This window comes from Paenibacillus sp. FSL H8-0079, from assembly GCF_037991315.1.
Lineage (GTDB): Bacteria > Bacillota > Bacilli > Paenibacillales > Paenibacillaceae > Paenibacillus.
The window spans coordinates 4528000-4549646 of sequence record NZ_CP150300.1 but is presented as its reverse complement, the minus strand read 5'-3'; the positions used below and the strand labels follow the sequence as shown (position 1 = coordinate 4549646).

Here is a 21647-nt window from a genome sequence, read left to right as displayed (position 1 = left end):
TTGGCGTCCCCTTCTTGAAGGGAGGGGACCTGAGGCTTTGTGGAGCGCTACTTATGCCTAAAAGTCAAATTCCGGTTCTGAAGAAGAATCGGCCAAAAGGAAACACAAGCCGCAAAATTGTAATTATTCTATTATTACTTTTTATTGTATTGCTCGCTGTATTATTCTTTCGTTCTTCCATGAGTCGGATTTCGGCAATTGAAATTACGGGTAATGTATATACAGCGACTTCAGAACTGCTGGAAAAAAGCGGTCTGAGAGAAGGCGATCAATTTTTTGGGACAACTGCTGCCGAGGTTATTGAGCGTCTCAAGAGTATCAAGGCGATTTCAACCGTTACCGTGGACAAGCAATTCCCAGGTATTATTCATATCAAAGTTGAGGAATATGCCACGGTTGCGTATGAACTTGGTTCTGATGGTACGCTAAAAGCGATACTGGCCAGCGGGACAAGCTTGACGGTCCCGGCAACGATCGGTGTTGCTGTAGAGAAGCCCATATTGACCCAATGGAAGGCGGATGATCCGCTCAAAGCCGAGCTAAGCGAGACGCTGGCTAAAATTCCAAACGAATTGACGACGGATATTTCGGAGATTATTCCGAATCCTACGCCTTCATTTCCGGATCAGATTCGGATATATACCAAATCACAGTTTGAAGTGATTACAACCGTCTCACTTTTATCGGATAAAGTGGAGTATCTGAATCAGGTGATTGAGACTGAACGGCCTGGGAAAATCACTATGCTTGAAGCAGATACCTATGTACCTTTCATTCCGGATGACCCGGAAGATGAGGCTGAACCGGGAGCAACCCCCTGATCTTTGCCATTATGAGGCTGAACTTAATATGAAAGCCTAGGCGGGTCGGGGTTTGGCCCCGTCAGAGCAATGAAACTTGTTCTTTCTGAGAAGAAGAAAAAATGATACACTTGAACTTATGGCACATGAGTTGCCTCCTTCTTTTTTCTTCAAGGTTTTATGTCTCACAACCAGATTTTGACACCCAAAAACATTGTAGAAAAAAGAGGGAAAGCCTGAAGTGTGTTGAATATGTTTTAAGAGTGTTTAAATCCGAACGTATTTTACTATTGGAGTCAGGAGGTGCCACAGACTTGAGCAACAATGACATCATTGTTAGTTTGGACATCGGTACATCCAAAATTCGCGCTATTATTGGGGAAATGAATAATGGAACCTTTAATATTATAGGAGTTGGATCTGCCGACTCGGAGGGAATTCGCAAAGGTGTAATCGTAGATATCGATCAGACGGTGCAGTCGATTCGCAACGCAGTGGATCATGCAGAACGTATGGTAGGTATTCAAATATCCGAAGTGTATGTTGGAATCTCGGGAAATCATATCGGACTGATGAGCAGTCACGGCGTCGTGGCTGTGTCTAACGAGGATCGTGAAATCGGAGAAGAAGACATGGAGCGGGTGTTGAAGGCAGCCGAAGTGATTGCAGTTCCGCCGGAACGGGAAATTATTGATGTTGTCGCCAAGCAATATGTTGTAGATGGCTTGGAGGGCATACAGGACCCCCGTGGTATGATTGGTGTTCGTCTGGAAGTTGAAGCGACGATCATTACGGGTGCAAAAACCGCGATACATAATCTTTTGCGCTGCGTGGAAAAAGCGGGTCTGAAAGTAAGCGATCTGGTTCTCATGTCGCTTGGAGCGGGTCAACTGGCTTTGTCCAAAGATGAAAAAACGATGGGTTCCGTGCTTGTTGATATTGGAGCAGGTGCAACAACCATCGCCATTTTTGAAGAAGACAGTCTTGTCGCAACATCAACGTTGCCTATTGGCGGGGAGTTTGTAACGAATGATATCGCCTATGGCTTACGCACGTTAACGGATCAAGCGGAGAAAGTGAAACTGAAATATGGCTGCGCCTGGTTGGATGATGCTGCTGCGGATGTGATGTTCAAAGTAACCCGAATCGGCAGTAATGTAGACAAGGAGTTTTCACAGGAGGATCTGGCGGCTATTATTGAACCTCGGGTTCAGGAAATATTCCAGATGATCTCTCAAGAAGTGAAGCGCCTTGGTTACAACGAGCTTCCTGGAGGTTATATACTAACGGGGGGTACGGTCTCTATGCCAGGGGTTCTGCAGGTGGCTCAGCATGAGCTTGCTGCTTCGGTACGAGTTGCAGTTCCGGATTATATTGGTGTGCGTGACCCTGGTTTCACAAGCGGAGTCGGCATATTGCACAGTGTGATTCGCAGTTTGCGCATTCGTCCCTCGACCAACAACGGCGGTGGAAATAACAATAATAATAACAACAAGAAACCGACCAACCGTCCGAAGCCTAATACGGCACAGGAATCGGAGCAAAAACCCGGTCTGTTCGAACGGCTGAAGAATATGTTCAGTGAATTTATATAACAGGTTGGATCCATTTCATACATTCTTGAAGCCGTCTGAATGCGCCGGTACTAAAATAAACGCTTTCGTTCGTCGATATATGAAATTGATTCGGTTCAAATCAAAAATTGGACGGGCCATCCATGCACATTGAGGGGGAGATGGAATAATATGTTGGAATTTGATTTCGAGATGGAGAGCTTGGCTCAGATTAAAGTCATCGGTGTAGGCGGCGGCGGAAGCAATGCAGTCAACCGTATGATTGAAAATGGTGTACAAGGTGTTGAATTTATTACGGTAAATACGGATGCTCAGGCGTTACACCTGGCGAAATCCGAGCATAAATTGCAAATCGGTGATAAATTGACTCGTGGTCTTGGCGCTGGCGCCAACCCGGATGTAGGTAAAAAAGCAGCGGAAGAGTCCCGCGATTTGATCATGAACACGTTGAAAGGTGCAGACATGGTATTTGTTACGGCCGGTATGGGCGGAGGTACAGGTACAGGTGCGGCTCCGGTTATTGCCGAAATCGCTAAAGAGTGTGGTGCACTAACAGTTGGTGTCGTAACTCGTCCATTTACATTTGAAGGACGCAAGCGTTCCAGCCATGCAGAGCAAGGTATTGAAGCGCTCAAAGAAAAAGTCGACACACTGATCGTGATTCCTAATGATCGTTTGCTCGAAATCGTAGACAAAAAGACACCTATGCTTGAAGCATTCCGTCAAGCGGATAACGTACTTCGTCAAGCTGTACAAGGTATCTCTGATTTGATCGCTGTACCGGGTCTGATCAACCTTGACTTTGCTGACGTCAAAACGATTATGCATGAACGTGGTTCTGCCCTTATGGGAATTGGTGAATCAACTGGTGAGAATCGTGCCGCAGAAGCAGCACGGAAAGCCATTATGAGTCCGTTGCTTGAAACTTCTATTGAAGGTGCTCGCGGCGTAATCATGAACATTACGGGGGGCGTTAATCTGTCCCTGTATGAAGTGAACGAAGCGGCAGAGATCGTAACGTCTGCTTCCGACCCGGAAGTGAATATGATCTTTGGTGCCATCATTGACGAAGACCTCAAAGAAGAAATTAAGGTTACGGTTATTGCAACTGGTTTTGAAGATAAACCTGCACCACCACCACCAGGACGTAAACCAGCTCCAGCAACAGCGGAGACGACGGATACGCGTTCGCCGAACCTGCGTCCATTCGGAAATCAGCCGAGCAATGATCAGCTGGACATTCCGACATTTTTACGCAATCGTTCACGCAATAATAACAACGATTAATACGCATATCGATTTATCGAAAACCCGGTGCTCCTGATGGAGTGGCCGGGTTTTTTCTGTTTTTTTAGATATCATAACATACAGCATTGAACAAATTCTGAACAACGGGCCTGAGTAATTCCGACAAAAAAAGTTGGAAACACACCCCCATGATTAGACAGACTTTGAACAGGGGGCTCCGTATACTTGTGAATATGCTCAAGAATATCGGAATACCACTATTTCGATATGTTGGTTGCAGGTAGGTGAAGAGTTTGGTTGTGTATGTGGATCTTATTTTTTTGACGAACCTTTGTATTGACGGCGCACTCATCGGACTGACCGCTTGGATGCGCAAAACAAAACTGGTCTGGTGGAGATGGTTGCTATCAGCCATTGTGGGCGCATTATACGTGGTCATGATGTTTGTACCGGAGTTTGATTTTATGTTCACCTTTTTGATCAAGTTCGGATTCTCGCTGGTCATGCTTATTATTGCTTTTGGTTTTAAGGGTCTGCAGGCTTTTGCGAGGACGCTCGGTACCTTCTATGTGATTAATTTTGTCGCTGCCGGAGGTATTCTGGGTGTGCATTACATGCTTCAGAGCTCCGGAGAGCTGTTTAACGGCATTTGGTTCACGGCTTCTGGCGGGATGTCATTTGATCTGAAGATTGCCTTCTGGTTCACGTTTATTGTATTTTTTGCCGTCCTGTTATTATTCAAAGCTGTGCAGAGTTCGAAACGGAAAACGGATCGCATGACGACCTATTTGGGTAAAGTTGAGGTCTGCATCGATGAGGTAGTCATTTCTTGTACAGGCCTTCTGGATACGGGCAATCAACTCACCGATCCCTTATCGCGCATGCCGGTCATGGTGATGGAGGTTTCGTTATGGCAAGACATGCTGCCGGCTTCATGGAAGGGAAGACTCAAGGACGAGGCGCCGGACAACCTTATTATGGAGCTTGATCAGGAAAGTTTTCAGTGGCAGGATCGACTGCGGCTTGTGCCCTATCGGGGCATTAACAAAGGGACTGCGTTTATGCTGGCGATGAAGCCGGACCGGGTGAAGGTGACGATGGAGGAAACATGTTATGAGACGACAAGGGTATTAATTGGGCTGGATGGAGGTGTTTTGTCGTCGGATGGGAAATACCAGGCCGTGATTCATCCTGAACTTGTGCAAGACGCTGCTTCTGCGCAGTCTACGGCTCTCTCTGCGGGAGCAACAGAAAAGCCGCTGAATGTGGTATAGGAGGAACGTACATGCTTGTAAAATGGAAACTGGTGGCGCAGCTGCAATATTACCGTCTGTTATTTTTGTTGGGGCTCAAAAGTGAAGAGATTTATTATATTGGGGGAAGCGAGGCACTTCCGCCGCCATTGACACGGGAAGAGGAAGAATTTTTGCTGCAAAAATTATCCTCGGGAGACTCGGCCATTCGTGCGATGCTCATTGAGCGTAACCTTCGTCTGGTGGTATACATCGCACGTAAATTTGAGAATACAGGAATCAATATTGAAGATTTGGTATCCATTGGAGCGATCGGATTGATTAAGGCAGTCAATACATTTGACCCGGAAAAGAAAATCAAACTGGCAACCTATGCTTCACGTTGTATCGAAAATGAAATTTTGATGTACCTACGACGCAATAGTAAGATCCGAACTGAAGTTTCTTTTGATGAACCGCTCAACATTGATTGGGATGGAAATGAACTATTATTATCCGATGTATTGGGTACAGAAAACGATACAATCTATCGGAATATTGAAGAGCAAGTAGACCGGAAGCTTTTACACAAGGCACTGGAAAAATTAACGGAGCGCGAGCGAATGATTATGGAGCTTCGTTTTGGCTTGACGGATGGGGAAGAAAAGACTCAAAAAGATGTAGCGGATCTACTTGGAATCTCCCAATCCTACATCTCTCGACTCGAAAAAAGAATCATTAAAAGACTCCGTAAGGAGTTCAATAAAATGGTCTGAAATACATCGCCGGTCAGAATGGGTATTACTGGCAAGGATGCCAAGTACGAATAAAAAAGCCTGCCCCGGAGATAATGTACATTAATGTTTCTCCTTGGGAGGTAAATCACGATGACCCGAAACAAAGTCGAGATTTGTGGCGTGGACACCGCAAAATTGCCTGTCCTCACCAACACTGAAATGCGGGAATTGTTTCATTCCCTTCAGCAACACCATGATCGCTCAGCAAGAGAGAAATTAGTGAATGGCAACCTGCGTCTGGTACTCAGTGTCATTCAGCGTTTTAACAATCGGGGGGAGTTTGTCGATGATCTGTTCCAGGTTGGTTGCATCGGCCTGATGAAAGCCATTGATAATTTTGATTTATCCCAGAATGTCAAATTTTCAACCTACGCGGTGCCGATGATTATCGGTGAAATCCGTCGATACCTGCGTGATAATAACCCGATTCGGGTATCTCGCTCCTTGAGGGACATTGCTTACAAAGCACTTCAGGTCCGTGACAGCCTGACGAATAAAAACTCTCGGGAACCGACGATATTCGAAATTGCGGAAGTACTGAATGTGCCGAAGGAAGATGTTGTTTTTGCATTGGACGCCATTCAGGACCCGGTCTCGCTCTTCGAACCGATCTATCATGATGGTGGAGATCCGATCTATGTTATGGATCAGATCAGCGATGACAGAAACAAGGATGTGTCGTGGATCGAGGAAATTGCGCTTCGGGAAGCGATGCATCGTCTTGGTCAGCGGGAAAAAATGATTCTGTCGATGCGGTTTTTCGAAGGGAAAACCCAGATGGAAGTGGCTGATGAAATTGGCATTTCCCAGGCTCAGGTATCACGTCTGGAGAAATCAGCGATACAGCAGATGCAAAAACATGTAAAGTCGTAACACGATGCAAGAGCAGGAGGACGATCAATCGGGGCAGTGTATACCGTTGGTCGTCTTTTTGTTTTTGGCGATTTCTACATTCGATGAAAAACAGGACATTTTTCGCCCCTGAAACATATATTGTATAGAAGCGTGAGGAACGGACAGATGAGGAATAACAGGGGGCGGAATTGAATGAAAGTAAATACGAGCGAAGTAGCGGCACGAGGTATGAAAATCTCGGACTTTCAGACAAAGGATGTTATTAACATTACGGATGGCAAACGTCTAGGTCAGATCAGTGACCTGGAGCTTGATCTGAAGCAGGGACGAATTGAAGCGATTGTTGTACCAGGGTACAGCCGTTTCATGGGTCTCTTTGGAGGGGGAACGGACTTGGTCATTCCCTGGAGAAATATTGTGAAGATTGGTTCAGATGTGATTCTGGTGAAGATGGATGAAGTAAAGGAGAACACGTATGACGAGCGTGATCGGGAAGCGCGTCTGTATGATGAACAGCAACATAACCGCACAGAACGTGTGGAACGCATCGAACGTTCGGAACGTAATCAGCGTCGAACGATATAAATGAGACAGAATGTGGCTCATTTGGTACACTGGAAGTGGTGAGGTGAGATAATGGAACCCTTTGTATTGAATAAGGAATTACGTGAACGGACAGAGAATCCTAACTCAGATTTCGGTTCTGACCCGTTATTATTATATGTTGAGCCTTGGAGACAGCAGTTTGAAAAGTTGAATGTCGGGTTCACGACAAGACATGGTGGAGTCGGAAATGTTCCCTATGCTACGCTCAATTGTGCTTATCACGTGGGGGATGATCCTGAAGATGTACTTAACAACCGCAGGCTTGTAACCGAGAAGCTTGGATTTGCAGCAGAAGCATGGACCTGTGGAGAGCAGGTGCACGGCAAACATGTAGCTGTAATTACAACTGAAGATCGGAGCAGGGGATTATTTGATCGTCCATCTGCATTGCAGGATACAGATGGATTGGTCACGAATGTGCCTGGGGTGCTGCTGACTTCTTTCTATGCCGACTGTGTTCCGCTTTATTTCTATGACCCTGTGCAGCAGGCTGTAGGTCTTGCTCATGCTGGCTGGAAAGGTACAGTCGCGGGTATAGCCGTATCCATGGTGGAGACGATGGAACGGGAGTATGGAAGCCGTAGACAGGATATTCGTGCTGCCATCGGTCCGTCCATTGGGGATTGCTGTTATGAAGTAGATGAGGCGGTTATGCAGCATGTACGAGTTTGGTTTGATGATTCTCCGGTTAATGATAAATACAAGGATTCTGCTTCTAAACAAGCATATCGAGCCGTGAATAACGGTAAAACGATGTTAAACTTGAAAGAATGTAATCGACACATTATGATGAAAGCAGGAATAATGCCGGATCATATCGAATGTACAACATGGTGTACAAGTTGTCATCCCGAACTCTTTTTCTCCTACCGGAAAGAAAATGGTGTTACAGGGCGGATGGCGAGCTGGATTGGGCTGGAAGAGAGGTGACCCTCTGTGTCTTTGGAGGAGCGTATACAACAGGTGAATCAGAAGATCGAGGATGCATGTCGGCGCAGTAACCGTCAACGTGATGATGTGAATGTGATTGCGGTCACGAAGTATGTCTCACTTGAAACAACGGGATCGGTGCTGAATCATGGTCTTGAGCATATTGGAGAAAACCGGTGGCAGGATGCACAGGCCAAATGGGAAGCTTTTGGTCAGCAGGGTACCTGGCATTTTATCGGTCATTTGCAGACGAACAAGGTGAAAGACGTGATTGGCAAGTTTCGTTACATACATTCACTGGATCGTTTGTCATTGGCGAAGGAGTTGGATAAGAAAGCAGCTTCACTTGGCATACAAGTGGAAACGTTTTTGCAGGTGAATATTTCGGGTGAAGAGAGCAAGTATGGCTTACAACCGGAACAGGCAAGTTCATTTTTGCGTGATATTCGTTCGTTCAACAATCTCAAGGTCGTCGGCCTGATGACCATGGCACCTCATGAGGAAAATCCGGAGCTGACGCGTCCCGTATTTCGTGGATTGCGTGAGCTGAGAGATCAATTGAATGGACAAGCCCTTACAGCAGAACCGTTGACTGAACTGTCGATGGGGATGTCCAATGATTTTGAAGTGGCCATTGAAGAAGGTGCAACCTGGGTACGACTGGGATCGATTCTCGTAGGAAAAGAGGAGGGTTCACGATGGGCGTAATGAATAAATTTATGAATTTCCTCGGACTTCAGGAAGAGGAAGAGATTGTGGAACGTGAACGGATGGCTGCGCAGGAGGAAAATGAACCTGAACAGCAGGAAGCTGAAACTTCCAGTCTCGATAAACGTAGAAACCAAAGGGGGAATAATGTGGTGAGCATTCATTCCCAGAAAAATGTTAAAGTTGTCCTGTATGAACCGCGTTCTTACGACGAGGCTCAGGAGATTGCCGACCATCTGCGTTCGCATCGTACCGTTGTGGTGAACTTGCAACGAATACGTCAGGACCAAGCGCTGCGCGTTATTGATTTTTTGAGTGGCACGGTATACGCATTGGGTGGCGGTATTTCCAAAATCGGCGGAAACATTTTTCTCTGCACGCCAGATACGGTTGAAATTCAGGGATCAATTACGGAAATACTGGCTGACAGCGAGCAAGATTATAACAGAATGAGGTGAGCCGTTTTTGGAGTCGTTAGTTAATATTTTGGGTTTTGCATATCAAATTTACTTTTACATGGTCATCGTCTACATATTGATGTCATGGCTTCCCAATGCACGGGAGAGCTTTATCGGTGAATGGCTAGGCAAATTAGTGGAACCATACCTAAGTCCGTTTCGTCGATTTATACCGCCTTTGTTCGGGGTGCTGGATATTTCCCCGATTGTGGCGCTGATTGTTCTTCAACTGGCGCTTAATGGGCTGATCTCCATACTTCGGTATTTTGCATATTAGGGTAGGGTGACTATAGATGAGCGGTGAAATTTACGAACATTTTAGCCATGATGAGCGGGATTTTGTAGATAAAGCATCGGACTGGGTTGAGCAGGCAGGCAAGTATCATGACATGAAGCTAACTGACTTTCTTGACCCAAGGCAGGTTTTTATTTTACAAACTCTTGCCAATCGTCGTAATGACGTTCAGATTCGTCTGGATGGTGGTTATGAGGCTGCTGAGCGCAAGCGTGCGCTGGTTGCACCTGATTATATGTATCTGGATGATGAGGATATGGGTATGCAGGTGCTGAGCATTACGTCTGATGATCAGAAAATCTCGGAGCTGGAGCATGGGGACTATATGGGTTCCCTGCTCGGGCTTGGGATGAAACGTGGAAAGATCGGGGATATCCAAGTGCTGGAGGACGGTTGCCATACAGTGGTGGCGGCGGAAACCGGCGCTTTTTTATCGCTTCAACTGAATCAGGTGCATCGGTTACATGTGTTCACGGAGTTACTTCCTTTGGATCAGATGCGTTGGTCAGAGAACAAACTGGAGACGATGGACATTACGGTCGCTTCGCTTCGTTTGGATGGAATCTGTGCAGATGTGTATCGGCTTAGTCGCAGTAAAGTGCTGGTGCCGATCAAAGCTGGTCGCTGCCGTGTAAACTGGAAAGTTGAGGAAGATCCCTCCAAATCGCTAAAAGCGGGTGATGTTGTATCGATTCAGGGATTTGGCCGTTTCAAGGTTATGGAACAGGATGGGATGACCAAAAAAGGGCGTTGCCGAGTGAAAATCGGCAAATTTGCCTGAGTCTGTTGCAGGAAAATTGGCTTTCTTGTCGAAATGTTTATCATAAAGGTGTAGAAAATACGCGGTGTATCCGATAAACATTAAGTCAAAGCTTTACATGAACGTTGGAGGATGCAATTCTGATCCTGCATTCCGTATACGTTGCCAAGGTTAGTCATCAACGATACGGCCCCTTGGGTGGTACCCATATGCTGCAAACCTTCTCTGGACGGGAAGGAACTTTAACAGGAGGTGGACAGCATGCCATTAACGCCGCTGGACATACACAACAAGGAATTTTCCCGACGTTTGCGCGGGTATGACGAGGATGAAGTCAATGAATTCCTGGATCAAGTCATCAAAGATTACGAAGGCGTCATTCGCGAGAACAAAGAGCTGAGCAATCAGTTGCTGTCCGTTCAGGAGAAACTGGATCATTTTTCCACAATTGAAGAGACGCTTAGCAAAACGATCATCATTGCGCAGGAAGCTGCTGATGATGTGAAGGGTAATGCGAAGAAAGAAGCGCAGTTGATCGTGAAGGAAGCAGAGAAAAATGCAGACCGGATCGTGAACGAATCGTTGGGCAAATCTCGCAAAATTGCTTTGGAAGTGGAAGAACTGAAAAAGCAGGCCTCGATTTATCGTGCCCGTTTCCGCACGCTTGTTGAAGCGCAGCTTGAACTGTTGACTCAGGATGGTTGGGAAGTGCTTGAGAGCCGGGAGCAGGAAGTGCGTGACCGTGAGCGGGAGATGAAAGAAATTTATTAGTCTGTCGCCTGGTTGACTTTTGTCTGCAAAGAGGCTATAACTATATTCATAATGAATAGTGATTCCATGACGGGTTCAGTACGTTATGATCTCATCCCTCAGAGAGTTGGTGGTTGGTGCAAACCAATGGATGAGTTATAGCCGAATATCTCCCCGGAGAAGTGACGCTGAAGCGGTGATCTTGATTACCGTGTGTAAGCCGAACCGTAAGCCGTACGTTATAACGGCACCCTGCGGTAGTATAGTGGGGCATAAGCGCTGTTGATGACAGAGCATACCCAGGCTTGCTTGGATGTGGTTTGTGATGAACAGAATTAGGGTGGTAACGCGAGTATAGCCTCGTCCCTTTCCAGGGACGTGGCTTTTTTGTGTCCAAAAAAGGCTAACGTTCATGAGGCCCGAAGGGACCTCAGGGAGAGAGACACCTGCCGGGAGAGCGGAGCACCTGGCACTTAGGTTTCGCCAAGGCGAATGTTCATGAGGCCCGAAGGGTCCTCAAGAAGAGAGCCGCACGCCGGGGGAGCGAAGCGCCCGGCAACACCCGCCTCGCGGTAAGGCCATGCGGCGTTCACGCAGGGAACAACCGCAGAATGGCCGCCACTACGCACATAAACCTTCGCCCATAAGCACCACCGATCCCCAACGACAACCCATCCCGGGTGTCCAGAGGGCGGAGCTCCTATGGGGTCCCCCTTGGCAAGGGGGATTTAGGGGGATTGAAACGCTTTTTGTGGACGGTCCACAATCTAACCAAAGAAAGGAAAGTTGATCATCATGCAACGAGTTGACGTCAAAGAGAAGGCACGCGCCAGAGAATTACGCGTGTTAGATAAATGGAAAACGGAGAATACATTCAAAAGATCCATCGAAAACCGGGAGGGCAAGCCAAACTTCGTATTTTATGAAGGGCCGCCTACAGCGAACGGTAAACCGCATATCGGTCACGTACTGGGACGCGTAATCAAGGATTTCGTTGGACGGTATAACACGATGAAGGGTTACCGTGTCGTTCGTAAAGCGGGCTGGGATACACATGGTCTGCCTGTAGAACTGGGTGTGCAGAAGAAGCTCGGCATCTCCCACAAGTGGGAAATCGAAGATTACGGCGTGGAGAAATTCATTAACGAATGTAAAGCGAGCGTATTCGAGTACGAGCAACAATGGCGTGACCTGACGGAAGGTATCGGATATTGGACGGATATGGATAACCCATATATCACCCTTGATAACAATTACATCGAGAGTGTATGGAACATCCTGGCGACGATCCACGAGAAGGGATTGCTGTATCGTGGTCATCGTGTGAGCCCGTATTGTCCATCTTGTCAGACGACACTGAGTTCCCATGAAGTTGCACAAGGGTACAAAGACGTCAAAGACTTGAGCGCTACAGCGAAATTCAAACTGAATGACAGCGGAGAATTCGTACTCGCCTGGACGACAACGCCTTGGACATTGCCTTCGCACGTTGCACTTGCCGTGAATCCGGAGATGGACTACTCCCGTGTTCGTCAAGACAACGAAGTGTACATCATGGCAACCAATCTGGTTGAGAAAGTGATGAAAGATGCCAAAGGTGAGTATGAGATCATTGGTGCGCTGAAAGGTGCTGACCTTGTTGGCAAAACGTATGATCCTCCATTCAAGTACGTACAGGCTGAGAAAGCCAACATCATCTTGGGCGCAGGCTTTGTAACGGATGCAAGTGGTACGGGTATCGTACACATGGCTCCTGCCCACGGTGAAGATGACTACCGTGTATGCCGTGAGAATGGGATCAGCTTTGTGAACATGGTGGACCTGGAAGGCAAATTTGTCGCTGAGGTTACTGACTTTGCCGGACGTTTCGTGAAGGATTGTGATATTGATATCGTGAGATATCTGTCGGAGCATGGACGTTTGTTCAGCAAAGAAAAATATGAGCACAGCTACCCATTCTGCTGGCGTTGTGATACACCGCTTCTGTACTATGCAATGGATAGCTGGTTTATCCAAACGACAGCCATCAAGGACCAACTGATTGCTAACAATAGTGAAGTGGATTGGTTCCCGGGTCATGTTCGGGAAGGTCGCTTCGGGAAATTCCTTGAGGATCTGGTGGATTGGAATATCAGCCGTGATCGCTATTGGGGAACTCCGCTGAACATCTGGGTGTGCGAGGAGACTGGGGAACAATTTGCTCCACACAGCATTGCAGAATTGCGTGCCCGTGCGGTAGGCGACGTGCCTGAGAATCTTGAATTGCATAAACCTTATGTGGATGACGTTAAAGTCATGAGCTCTTGTGGCAAATATGAAATGAAACGTACACCGGAAGTGATTGATGTCTGGTTCGACAGCGGCTCCATGCCGTTTGCCCAGCAGCACTATCCATTTGAAAATAAAGAAGTATTCGAACAGCAGTATCCTGCGGATATGATCTGTGAAGGGATTGACCAGACACGTGGCTGGTTCTACAGCTTGTTGGCAGTTTCCACCCTTTTGACAGGCAAAGCGCCTTACAAAGCGGTTATGGCTACAGGACACGTTCTTGACGAGAACGGACAGAAGATGTCCAAATCCAAAGGTAACGTTATCGATCCTTGGGAAGTCATTGAAGAATACGGTACTGATGCATTCCGTTGGGCTTTGTTGTCTGACAGTGCACCGTGGAACAGCAAACGTTTCTCCAAAGGCATCGTCGGCGAAGCAAAATCTAAAATGGTGGATACGCTCGTCAACACCCACGCGTTCCTGACGCTTTATGCTACCATTGATGGATTTGATCCACAGGAGCACCCGTTCAAACTGTCCGCACACAAGCTGGATCGCTGGATTCTGTCAAGACTGAACAGCCTGATCCTGGTTGTAGAAAAAGCGTTGCTGGTTAACGACTATTTGAACTCTTCCAAAGCGATCGAAGCTTTTGTTGATGAGTTGAGTAACTGGTATATCCGTCGTTCCCGTGACCGTTTCTGGGGAAGTGGCCTGACAGAGGATAAATTGGACGCTTACCGTACATTGACTGAGGTACTGGTGACTACTGCGAAGTTGGTTGCTCCGTTCACACCGATGCTGGCAGAAGACATCTATCTGAACCTTGCAACAGGTGAGAGTGTGCACATGGAAGACTATCCGTTAGCTAACGAAGCACTGATTGATGCAGGACTGGAACAGGATATGGAGACGGCTCGCCGCGTGGTCGAACTTGCCCGTAACGTTCGTAACGAAACAGGCATCAAGACACGTCAGCCGCTGTCCGAATTGATCGTTTCCCTGGATAAAGGATTTGACCTGACAAGTTACGAAGAGATCATCAAAGAAGAGATCAATGTAAAAGGAATCCGTACCGAGCATAATGATGCGGAATTCGTTGACTTTACATTGAAGCTGAACCTGAAGGTCGCAGGTAAAAAATACGGCAAAAGCGTAGGGTTCCTGCAAAACTTCTTCAAGGGAATGTCTGCCGATGAGACGCGTAAAGTGGTTTCGGAAGGTGTACTGAACATCGTTTCTCCAGAAGGAGAAGAGCTGCAAGTGACGAGCGAAGAATTGTTGGTCGATAAACAGGCCAAATCAGGCTTTGCCTCAGCATCAGGTTACGGTCTGACGGTGGCACTCAATACCGAAATCACGGCAGCATTGGAACAGGAAGGTTGGGTCCGTGAAGTGGTTCGTGCTGTGCAGGATACCCGGAAACGACTGGACTTGCCGATTGAGAAAAGAGTACGTTTGACGCTGGATGTAGATGCATCCCTTCAGGAAGCTATTCAGGCGTTTGATGATGTGTTGCGTGAAAATGTTCTCGTAACCGAAGTTACATTCGGCTCGAATGAGTCTATGGAACGCATTGAAGCTGGAGGCAAATCGATCGGTATTTACATCGAGGCGTAATTCGAAGTATGTAATATTCAACATTGACAGAATATAGCGTGAAAATAAACGAGCCGCAGAGGCAGGGACATATTCCCTGGTTCTGGGCTCGTTTGTTTTTTAGGCAAAAAGGCAATGATTTTATAGTGCAGTCAATCTATATTGATCAAAGGAACTGACCAAAACATGAGCGAACATGACAAGCAATCCACATCCAATTCACCATCAACATCAGATGAACTGAATTCACATGACAAAATCGAAGAGTTACATACCCTGACGAACCGTCTGGCGAATGAACTGGAACGTTCCCGGATTGCGCAATACACGGAATTGCTGAACAGGCCGTGGAAATTAATCGGATTGAACCTGTTGTCTGGAGCCGCAAGAGGTGTGGGGATCGCAATTGGGTTTACCTTTTTCGCAGCAACGATCATTTATGTTTTACAGCTGCTTGGGGCGCTTAATCTTCCTATTGTTGGAGACTACATCGCTGATATTGTGCGCATTGTGCAGCGTCAGCTGGATATGAACACCTACTAAGCGATTAAGCGAAAAAATCGAATGAAGCAAATGATATCCAAGTGCAATTAAAACGTGTCATCCGTCTCCACATCCGTTTCTAACAGACCATCGCCTTCACGGTTCTCCAGGTACTTGCGATATTGCCGATTGCGTACGATGGAGACGTCATGACCGTAGATATCCGTTGCCACAAAACTTTCGTACGCTTCAACGCAACCTTCCACTTCATCTGTGGCTTCAATCGCCATAACGTCATAGCTGTCGATATCACGTCCTTCAGCCATCGCTGGTGAGTTCGATGTGCCCCAGCTCTCAACAATCTGCCAGGTGTCCTCACCATCGAAGCCATTTTGGTCATCCCGTTCATCCAGACTCGTTCGTCCAAATGCGGGGGCAAGGAATTCTTCCTCGACAGGACGGTTTTCGGAGACAACGGTTTCCGGTTGGTGTTTTTTGCAATATTTCGTGTAGGGAACGGCTTCCATACGTTCATAAGGGATGGGTTGCTGGCAGACCGCACAAGTACCATAATGTCCTTCTTCGATGGAGTGCAGTGCAGAATCGATACGCTCCAATTGGAATTCATCGTGTTCCAGCAGGGAGATATCCTTCTCGCGTTCATACACCTCGGTGGCTATGTCACCAGGATGGTTATCAATCGGTGATAATTCACCTGTCTGTAGTTTGAGGGAGTCTCCAAGGCCATAATGTTCGTTCTCCGACAGTCTATGTTCAATATCGCGCTTATCGGTTATCAGTTGGGAACGTAAAAATTGTAGTTGTTTAGCAGTGAAATGTGACATGATTTTCCCCCTTCTGCTTTCGTCTGGAATCCGGATTTTGACTCTATTGTAGGATGTGCCATTAAGGGCAAGATTACAGAAGGGAAATGTTATCGTTTTTGCCATGAGGATTGCGATGTAGCGCGTCGTGGACGATTTCCAAACAGCTGTGCTACAATAAACAAGTCTGGCGTAAGCCTGGTATCGTTTGGAAAAGACAAGAACGGAGTGACAAACAAACGTGGTGTATTATATCCTCGCTTTTATCGTATTTTTATTGGATCAGGGAACCAAGTTCCTGATTGCAACCCGGATGGAACTCAGAGAAGAAATTCCGGTCATCGGCAATTTCTTTGTCATCACATCACATCGTAATTCAGGTGCAGCTTTTGGCATTCTGCAAGACCAGCGTTGGTTCTTTATTGTGGTTACGGTGATTGTGGTCGTTGCCTTGATTTGGTATTTGCAAAAGGTAAAAGATACCCCGCACAAATTGCTGCCTGTGGCGCTTAGCTTGGTGCTCGGTGGAGCAATTGGCAACTTCCTTGACCGGGCACTGACCGGAGAAGTTGTGGATTTTGTACAGCTTAATTTTGGAAGTTACACGTTTCCCATTTTCAACATCGCCGACTCGGCAATCTGTATCGGTGTAGCGTTGATCATTGTGGAGACGTTGCTTGAAGGACGGCGCGAAAAAGCAGCCGCGAAGATTGAAGGGAATGAACACCATGAGTAATCCGAATGAGGAACAGATCAACGACGAAGAACTAATGAATGGCAATGAGCGTATGGAATGGACCGTTGCCGCTGAACATAAGAAAGAACGAATTGACAAATATATTACGGAAGCTGTGGATAACGTATCTCGCTCCCAAGTTCAATTGTGGATCGGAGACGGGATGGTTACGGTAAATGGTGCTGTAGTCAAAGCCAATGCCAAGTTATCCGAAGGTGATCTGATTGTACTACAGATTCCTGAACCGGCTGCCGTCGAGATCATTGCCGAAGATATTCCGCTGGAAGTGGTATATGAAGATAGCGACCTGATCGTGATCAACAAACAGCGTGGTCTTGTAGTGCACCCTGCACCAGGACATACGTCTGGAACACTCGTCAATGCACTCATGTACCACTGCAAAGACCTTTCGGGTATCAATGGAGAGTTGCGCCCGGGTATTGTGCATCGCATCGATAAGGATACTTCCGGCCTAATTATGGCTGCCAAGAACGATCGTGCGCATTCGTCATTGGCTGCGCAGTTGAAAGACCATACGGTGAACAGACGGTATATTGCGCTCGTTCATGGTCATCTTAATCATGATCAAGGGACCGTTGATGCACCGATTGGACGCGATACTAATGATCGCAAAATGTATACAGTCACGGAACGCAACAGTAAACATGCCGTTACGCATTTTACCGTTTCAGAGCGCATCAATGACTATACCTTGCTGGAATTGAAACTGGAGACAGGACGTACCCACCAGATCCGGGTTCACATGAAATTTATCGGTCACCCGCTTGTAGGAGATCCAACTTATGGACGGAATAAAGGCATCAAAATGCAAGGACAGGCTCTTCATGCGGCCATTCTTGGATTTGTGCATCCAACAACGGGAGAATACCTTGAATTTTCAGCTCCGATTCCGCAGGATATGGAAGACGTGCTTGCTTCGCTACGCAGTCGTTAACAGCTCCAAGAAAGTACAAATGTTCGGATACTTTGTCCATGGCTTTGATCACGCAAATGCTTCATATTAAAGTGTAGAAATTTGCGTCAAATGAGGAGATGAACAACGTTATGAGTATCGATAAATATCAAGAAACTTACATTCAGACTAATTTTGCCGACCGTATCGGTGGCTCCAACTATGGTAAAGACACGAACATTTATAAATTCGAGAAAATCAAACGTGCCAAAGCTTCGGCCAAAAAAGATTTTCCCGATGTGGAACTGATTGACCTTGGTGTAGGTGAACCAGACGAAATGGCGGATGCAGGCATTGTAGCTGCACTTGCAGAAGAAGCTTCCAGACCTGAGAACCGTGGTTATGCCGATAATGGTATTCCTGAATTCAAGACTGCTGCTGCGTCCTACCTGAAAAACGTATTCAACGTAGAAGGTATCGATGCAGATACCGAAATCGTGCACTCCATTGGTTCCAAGCCGGCTTTGGCGATGATGCCTTCATGCTTTATCAATCCGGGTGATGTGACCATCATGACCGTTCCAGGTTACCCGGTTATGGGTACACATACCAAGTATCTGGGCGGAGAAGTGTTCAACATTCAGTTGACGAAGGAAAACAATTTCTTGCCTGATCTGACAGCTATTCCGGAAGACATCGCAAAACGTGCGAAGTTGCTTTACCTGAACTATCCGAACAATCCGACTGGCGCAAGTGCCACAGTGGAATTCTTCACTGAAGTCGTGGAGTGGGCGAAGAAATACAATGTAGTCGTTGTCCATGATGCTCCTTATGCAGCATTGACGTACGATGGCAAAAAACCGTTCAGCTTCCTGTCGGTACCTGGTGCGAAGGATGTCGGCGTAGAGTTGCACTCTCTGTCCAAGTCCTACAACATGACGGGTTGGAGAATCGGATTCGTAGCGGGTAACCCGCTTGTAGTCAAAGCATTCAGCGACGTAAAGGACAACAATGACTCTGGTCAGTTCATCGCGATTCAAAAGGCAGCTGCTTATGGATTGAATCACCCTGAGATCACCGAAAAGATTGCAGAGAAATATTCCCGTCGTCACGACATGCTCGTTGCCGCACTGAACGAACTGGGCTTCCAGGCTGAAAAACCTAAAGGTTCCTTCTTCCTGTATGTTGAAGCACCAAAAGGTGTGGTTGGCGGACGTCGCTTCGAATCCGGCGAAGATTTCTCCCAATTCCTGATCCGTGAGAAACTGATCTCGTCCGTACCTTGGGATGATGCAGGTAACTTTGTTCGTTTCTCCGTTACCTTTGAAGCTAAGGGTGAAGAGGAAGAGAAACGTGTTATCGCTGAGATCAAACGTCGTTTGAGCGACGTACAATTTGAATTTTAATCGCATTACCCAATAGTTTAATTACGTACTAAAAAAGAGACCGGAAACGGTCTCTTTTTTTATGCCCATATTAGATTTTTTTAATTTACTCCCTTTACAAAATTATACAAGCAACATATGATTAGATCTTTACGTTATTTGTTATATACAGAAGTTGTTGTTGAAGGGAGTTATTACAATTGTTATCATCACGAACCAGTACGGTGTCCTCACCGGCTACAGGAACAGGTAGTACAGTGTCAGGATTAGTCAGATTGTTAAGACCCAAACAGTGGACTAAAAATCTGCTGTTATTTGCTGCGTTACTATTCTCTTTTGAGGAGATTCGGACTGAAACCATTCTTGCGACGTTGCTTGGTTTTATTCTATTTAGCCTTGTTGCAGGCTGTGTGTATATTTTAAATGACTTTGTAGACCGGGACAGGGATCGACAGCATCCGGTGAAAAAGTATCGTCCTATGGCTTCTGGGCAGGTGAATCCGAGTCATGCTTTGTTGTTTGGCATTATTCTATTAATCCTTTCCGTAGGAACGGCCTTCATGATGAACCCTCTATTCGGGGTGTTATGTATCGTCTACTTCCTGTTGAATGTCTCGTATTCATTTGTACTGAAACATCTCGTTATCCTGGATATGATGACCATTGCAGCCGGCTTTGTACTTCGCGCGATTGCAGGCGGTGTGCTGATCCATGTGCCATTCACGCCGTGGTTTTTGATCTGTACGATGTTGTTGTCGTTGTTTCTGGCCATTGGCAAAAGAAGAAATGAACTTACTTTGCTGGAAGGAAACACGGGATCACACCGTAAGGTTTTGGATAACTACTCCGTTACGTTGCTGGATCAATTCAATACGATTGTGACCACAGCTACGATTATCAGTTATTCGCTGTTCACATTCACTTCAGATCGGTCCATCCATCTGATGTGGACGATTCCATTGGTCATTTACGGCATGTTCCGTTACCTGTATCTGATCCATATGAAGAATCAGGGAGGTTCGCCCGATCGTGTGCTGTTTGAGGACAAGCCTATATTAATTACGGTGATGTTGTATGTGATAAGTGTTATTACAATCTTTGCAATCTTTGAATAAAGGCTGAGGGGGATCAGGGTGAAAAGCACGAAAGTCGCAATTTTTGATATTGATAAAACGATCATACGTAGTGATTCCATGTTTCAATTTGTGCATTACGGTGTTCGCCGTTACCCGTGGCAGGTATGGAGATTACCTGTCATTGCATTACATACCGTGTTATTCAAGGCAGGCTTTATGACGGTTGAACAAGTCAAACGATCCTACTTTCAAGAAATTGAGCGTATGTCTGAAAAAGATCTCGAACATTTCTTTGATACTCGCTTGCGTACGTCCATTTTTGCAGAGGCCAGTGTAGAGATGCAACATCGCAAAGAAGCAGGGTATCATGTCTTGCTAGTAACTGCATCTCCGCATGCCTATATGAAATACTTTAATAATTTTCCCTGGGTGGATCATGTAATTGGAACTGAACTTGTCCGTCATGAGAATGGTTACACATGCAGAGTTGATGGCAGCAATTGCAAAGGGGAAGAGAAGGTACGCCGAATTCAGGCTTATCTGAGTGAGAAGAATATGGTCATTGATTATGACCAGTCATGTTCCTACTCGGACTCCTTATCCGACCTTCCAGTCATGCAACTTGTAAGTCAACGATACTTTATTAACAAGCGTGTTCCGGACATGGAGGCATTAACGTGGGGGAAATAAAGTCACGTCATACTGGTAAATGGTTGATGCTCGTCTCCGCATTTCTGACAGCAACGGGTCAATTGTTCTGGAAATGGGGACTAACCGAGTGGATCTACCTGGGTGTTGGTTTTCTATGTTATGGAGTTGGAGCGATCTTGATGATCAAAGCTTTTGCTCTGGAAAAACTCTCTGTTGCTTATCCGCTGATGTGTGCCAGTTACGTATTTGCCTTAATCTATGGATATTTCTTGCTCGGGGAAGAAATTACGGTGCAGAAGCTGACAGCAGTCGTGTTGCTTGGAATTGGGGTGACATTAACCAGTGTTGATCGATAGCTGGATGGTTGCTGTGCTAATTGTTATGACGTTGTGCGGTGCATTGGGCGGGGCCGGATTGAAAGCTTATGCGACAAGTCGCAATCGCCTACATGTGCTCATGGGACTCGGATTCTATGGGACAGGTGCATTGTTGAATATTGTATTGTTGAAGTTTCTTCCATTAACTGTTGTACTACCTGCCAATGCATTAACATATGTCTGGACTCTCATCATCGCGCGGTTGGTATTTAAGGAGATGGTGGGTCCTTTACGCTGGATAGGTGTGGCATGTATTATGGGTGGCCTATGTTTATTGGTGTTTTAAGGTGAACTAAAGATTATTTACATGAGCACT

Annotated in this window: 23 protein-coding genes and 1 other annotated feature; of the genes, 22 read left to right on the top strand and 1 reads right to left on the bottom strand. The window is 46.4% G+C overall.

The genetic code is table 11. The annotated features are described in order from the left end of the window. Nucleotides 1–53: 53 nt before the first annotated feature. The 15 genes from MHI06_RS20395 (at nucleotide 54) to MHI06_RS20325 (ending at nucleotide 15429) form a co-directional block, all read left to right on the top strand. A complete protein-coding gene (locus MHI06_RS20395) occupies nucleotides 54–821 on the top strand; it encodes an FtsQ-type POTRA domain-containing protein (protein WP_340398914.1) in 768 nt (255 codons plus the stop codon). A gap of 293 nt (nucleotides 822–1114) precedes the next feature. After that, nucleotides 1115–2395 carry a cell division protein FtsA gene (ftsA, locus tag MHI06_RS20390; RefSeq protein WP_169481612.1) on the top strand — a complete coding sequence of 427 codons (1281 nt, stop codon included), beginning with the start codon at nucleotides 1115–1117 and terminating at the stop codon, nucleotides 2393–2395. Nucleotides 2396–2545: 150 nt separating this feature from the next. Then, nucleotides 2546–3661 (top strand): cell division protein FtsZ, encoded by a 1116-nt coding sequence (gene ftsZ, locus MHI06_RS20385; protein WP_017687306.1) that lies wholly within the window; start codon nucleotides 2546–2548, stop codon nucleotides 3659–3661. Between the two features lie 254 nt (nucleotides 3662–3915). Beyond that, nucleotides 3916–4896, top strand: a complete 981-nt coding sequence (gene spoIIGA, locus MHI06_RS20380; RefSeq protein WP_340402155.1) for a sigma-E processing peptidase SpoIIGA — start codon at nucleotides 3916–3918, stop codon at nucleotides 4894–4896. Nucleotides 4897–4907: 11 nt separating this feature from the next. Continuing rightward, entirely contained in the window at nucleotides 4908–5630 is a 723-nt protein-coding gene (gene sigE, locus MHI06_RS20375) for an RNA polymerase sporulation sigma factor SigE (protein ID WP_017687308.1), read from the top strand. A 111-nt stretch (nucleotides 5631–5741) separates the two neighbouring features. Further along, entirely contained in the window at nucleotides 5742–6524 is a 783-nt protein-coding gene (gene sigG, locus MHI06_RS20370) for an RNA polymerase sporulation sigma factor SigG (protein WP_017687309.1), read from the top strand. A gap of 174 nt (nucleotides 6525–6698) precedes the next feature. After that, a complete protein-coding gene (locus tag MHI06_RS20365; protein WP_017687310.1) occupies nucleotides 6699–7091 on the top strand; it encodes a YlmC/YmxH family sporulation protein in 393 nt (130 codons plus the stop codon). 51 nt (nucleotides 7092–7142) lie between these two features. Next, nucleotides 7143–8042: a peptidoglycan editing factor PgeF gene (gene pgeF, locus MHI06_RS20360; protein WP_340398913.1), complete on the top strand. Its 900-nt coding sequence runs from the start codon at nucleotides 7143–7145 to the stop codon at nucleotides 8040–8042. A gap of 6 nt (nucleotides 8043–8048) precedes the next feature. After that, nucleotides 8049–8750 carry a YggS family pyridoxal phosphate-dependent enzyme gene (locus MHI06_RS20355; RefSeq protein WP_169481610.1) on the top strand — a complete coding sequence of 234 codons (702 nt, stop codon included), beginning with the start codon at nucleotides 8049–8051 and terminating at the stop codon, nucleotides 8748–8750. After that, entirely contained in the window at nucleotides 8741–9208 is a 468-nt protein-coding gene (locus MHI06_RS20350) for a cell division protein SepF (RefSeq protein ID WP_062835447.1), read from the top strand. The genes MHI06_RS20355 and MHI06_RS20350 overlap by 10 nt, the downstream gene beginning before the upstream one ends. A gap of 7 nt (nucleotides 9209–9215) precedes the next feature. Next, on the top strand, nucleotides 9216–9485 hold the full coding sequence (locus tag MHI06_RS20345; protein ID WP_017687314.1) for a YggT family protein: 270 nt from the start codon (nucleotides 9216–9218) through the stop codon (nucleotides 9483–9485). Nucleotides 9486–9501: 16 nt separating this feature from the next. Next, nucleotides 9502–10284: a YlmH/Sll1252 family protein gene (locus MHI06_RS20340; protein ID WP_169481608.1), complete on the top strand. Its 783-nt coding sequence runs from the start codon at nucleotides 9502–9504 to the stop codon at nucleotides 10282–10284. A 240-nt stretch (nucleotides 10285–10524) separates the two neighbouring features. After that, nucleotides 10525–11034 (top strand): DivIVA domain-containing protein, encoded by a 510-nt coding sequence (locus tag MHI06_RS20335; protein WP_017687316.1) that lies wholly within the window; start codon nucleotides 10525–10527, stop codon nucleotides 11032–11034. A 57-nt stretch (nucleotides 11035–11091) separates the two neighbouring features. Beyond that, nucleotides 11092–11384, top strand: a binding site (T-box leader). A 424-nt stretch (nucleotides 11385–11808) separates the two neighbouring features. Continuing rightward, nucleotides 11809–14907, top strand: a complete 3099-nt coding sequence (ileS, locus tag MHI06_RS20330) for an isoleucine--tRNA ligase (protein ID WP_340398912.1) — start codon at nucleotides 11809–11811, stop codon at nucleotides 14905–14907. A 165-nt stretch (nucleotides 14908–15072) separates the two neighbouring features. Then, nucleotides 15073–15429, top strand: a complete 357-nt coding sequence (locus tag MHI06_RS20325; RefSeq protein ID WP_340398911.1) for a DUF5665 domain-containing protein — start codon at nucleotides 15073–15075, stop codon at nucleotides 15427–15429. Nucleotides 15430–15476: 47 nt separating this feature from the next. On the opposite strand, the gene MHI06_RS20320 is transcribed toward MHI06_RS20325, so the two are convergent. Continuing rightward, the gene (locus MHI06_RS20320) at nucleotides 15477–16214 is read right to left on the bottom strand and encodes a TraR/DksA C4-type zinc finger protein (RefSeq protein WP_340398910.1); all 738 of its coding nucleotides are present in this window, start codon (nucleotides 16212–16214) and stop codon (nucleotides 15477–15479) included. Nucleotides 16215–16434: 220 nt separating this feature from the next. Here MHI06_RS20320 and lspA point away from each other — a divergent pair, with 220 nt between their 5' ends. The 7 genes from lspA to MHI06_RS20285 all read left to right on the top strand — a co-directional run bounded on the left by lspA (nucleotide 16435) and on the right by MHI06_RS20285 (nucleotide 21617). Then, the gene (gene lspA, locus MHI06_RS20315; RefSeq protein ID WP_062835441.1) at nucleotides 16435–16929 is read left to right on the top strand and encodes a signal peptidase II; all 495 of its coding nucleotides are present in this window, start codon (nucleotides 16435–16437) and stop codon (nucleotides 16927–16929) included. Further along, complete coding sequence (locus MHI06_RS20310; RefSeq protein WP_340398909.1) at nucleotides 16913–17884, top strand: RluA family pseudouridine synthase; 972 nt, start codon at nucleotides 16913–16915, stop codon at nucleotides 17882–17884. Before lspA ends, MHI06_RS20310 begins: the two co-directional genes overlap by 17 nt. A gap of 110 nt (nucleotides 17885–17994) precedes the next feature. Further along, nucleotides 17995–19248 carry an LL-diaminopimelate aminotransferase gene (locus MHI06_RS20305; protein WP_169481604.1) on the top strand — a complete coding sequence of 418 codons (1254 nt, stop codon included), beginning with the start codon at nucleotides 17995–17997 and terminating at the stop codon, nucleotides 19246–19248. Nucleotides 19249–19451: 203 nt separating this feature from the next. Continuing rightward, nucleotides 19452–20342: a decaprenyl-phosphate phosphoribosyltransferase gene (locus MHI06_RS20300; RefSeq protein ID WP_340402154.1), complete on the top strand. Its 891-nt coding sequence runs from the start codon at nucleotides 19452–19454 to the stop codon at nucleotides 20340–20342. Nucleotides 20343–20360: 18 nt separating this feature from the next. Continuing rightward, nucleotides 20361–20993 (top strand): HAD-IB family hydrolase, encoded by a 633-nt coding sequence (locus MHI06_RS20295; protein WP_036614827.1) that lies wholly within the window; start codon nucleotides 20361–20363, stop codon nucleotides 20991–20993. Further along, complete coding sequence (locus tag MHI06_RS20290; protein WP_340398908.1) at nucleotides 20981–21310, top strand: EamA family transporter; 330 nt, start codon at nucleotides 20981–20983, stop codon at nucleotides 21308–21310. Before MHI06_RS20295 ends, MHI06_RS20290 begins: the two co-directional genes overlap by 13 nt. Continuing rightward, a complete protein-coding gene (locus MHI06_RS20285; RefSeq protein WP_340398907.1) occupies nucleotides 21297–21617 on the top strand; it encodes an EamA family transporter in 321 nt (106 codons plus the stop codon). The genes MHI06_RS20290 and MHI06_RS20285 overlap by 14 nt, the downstream gene beginning before the upstream one ends. Nucleotides 21618–21647 lie beyond the last annotated feature (30 nt).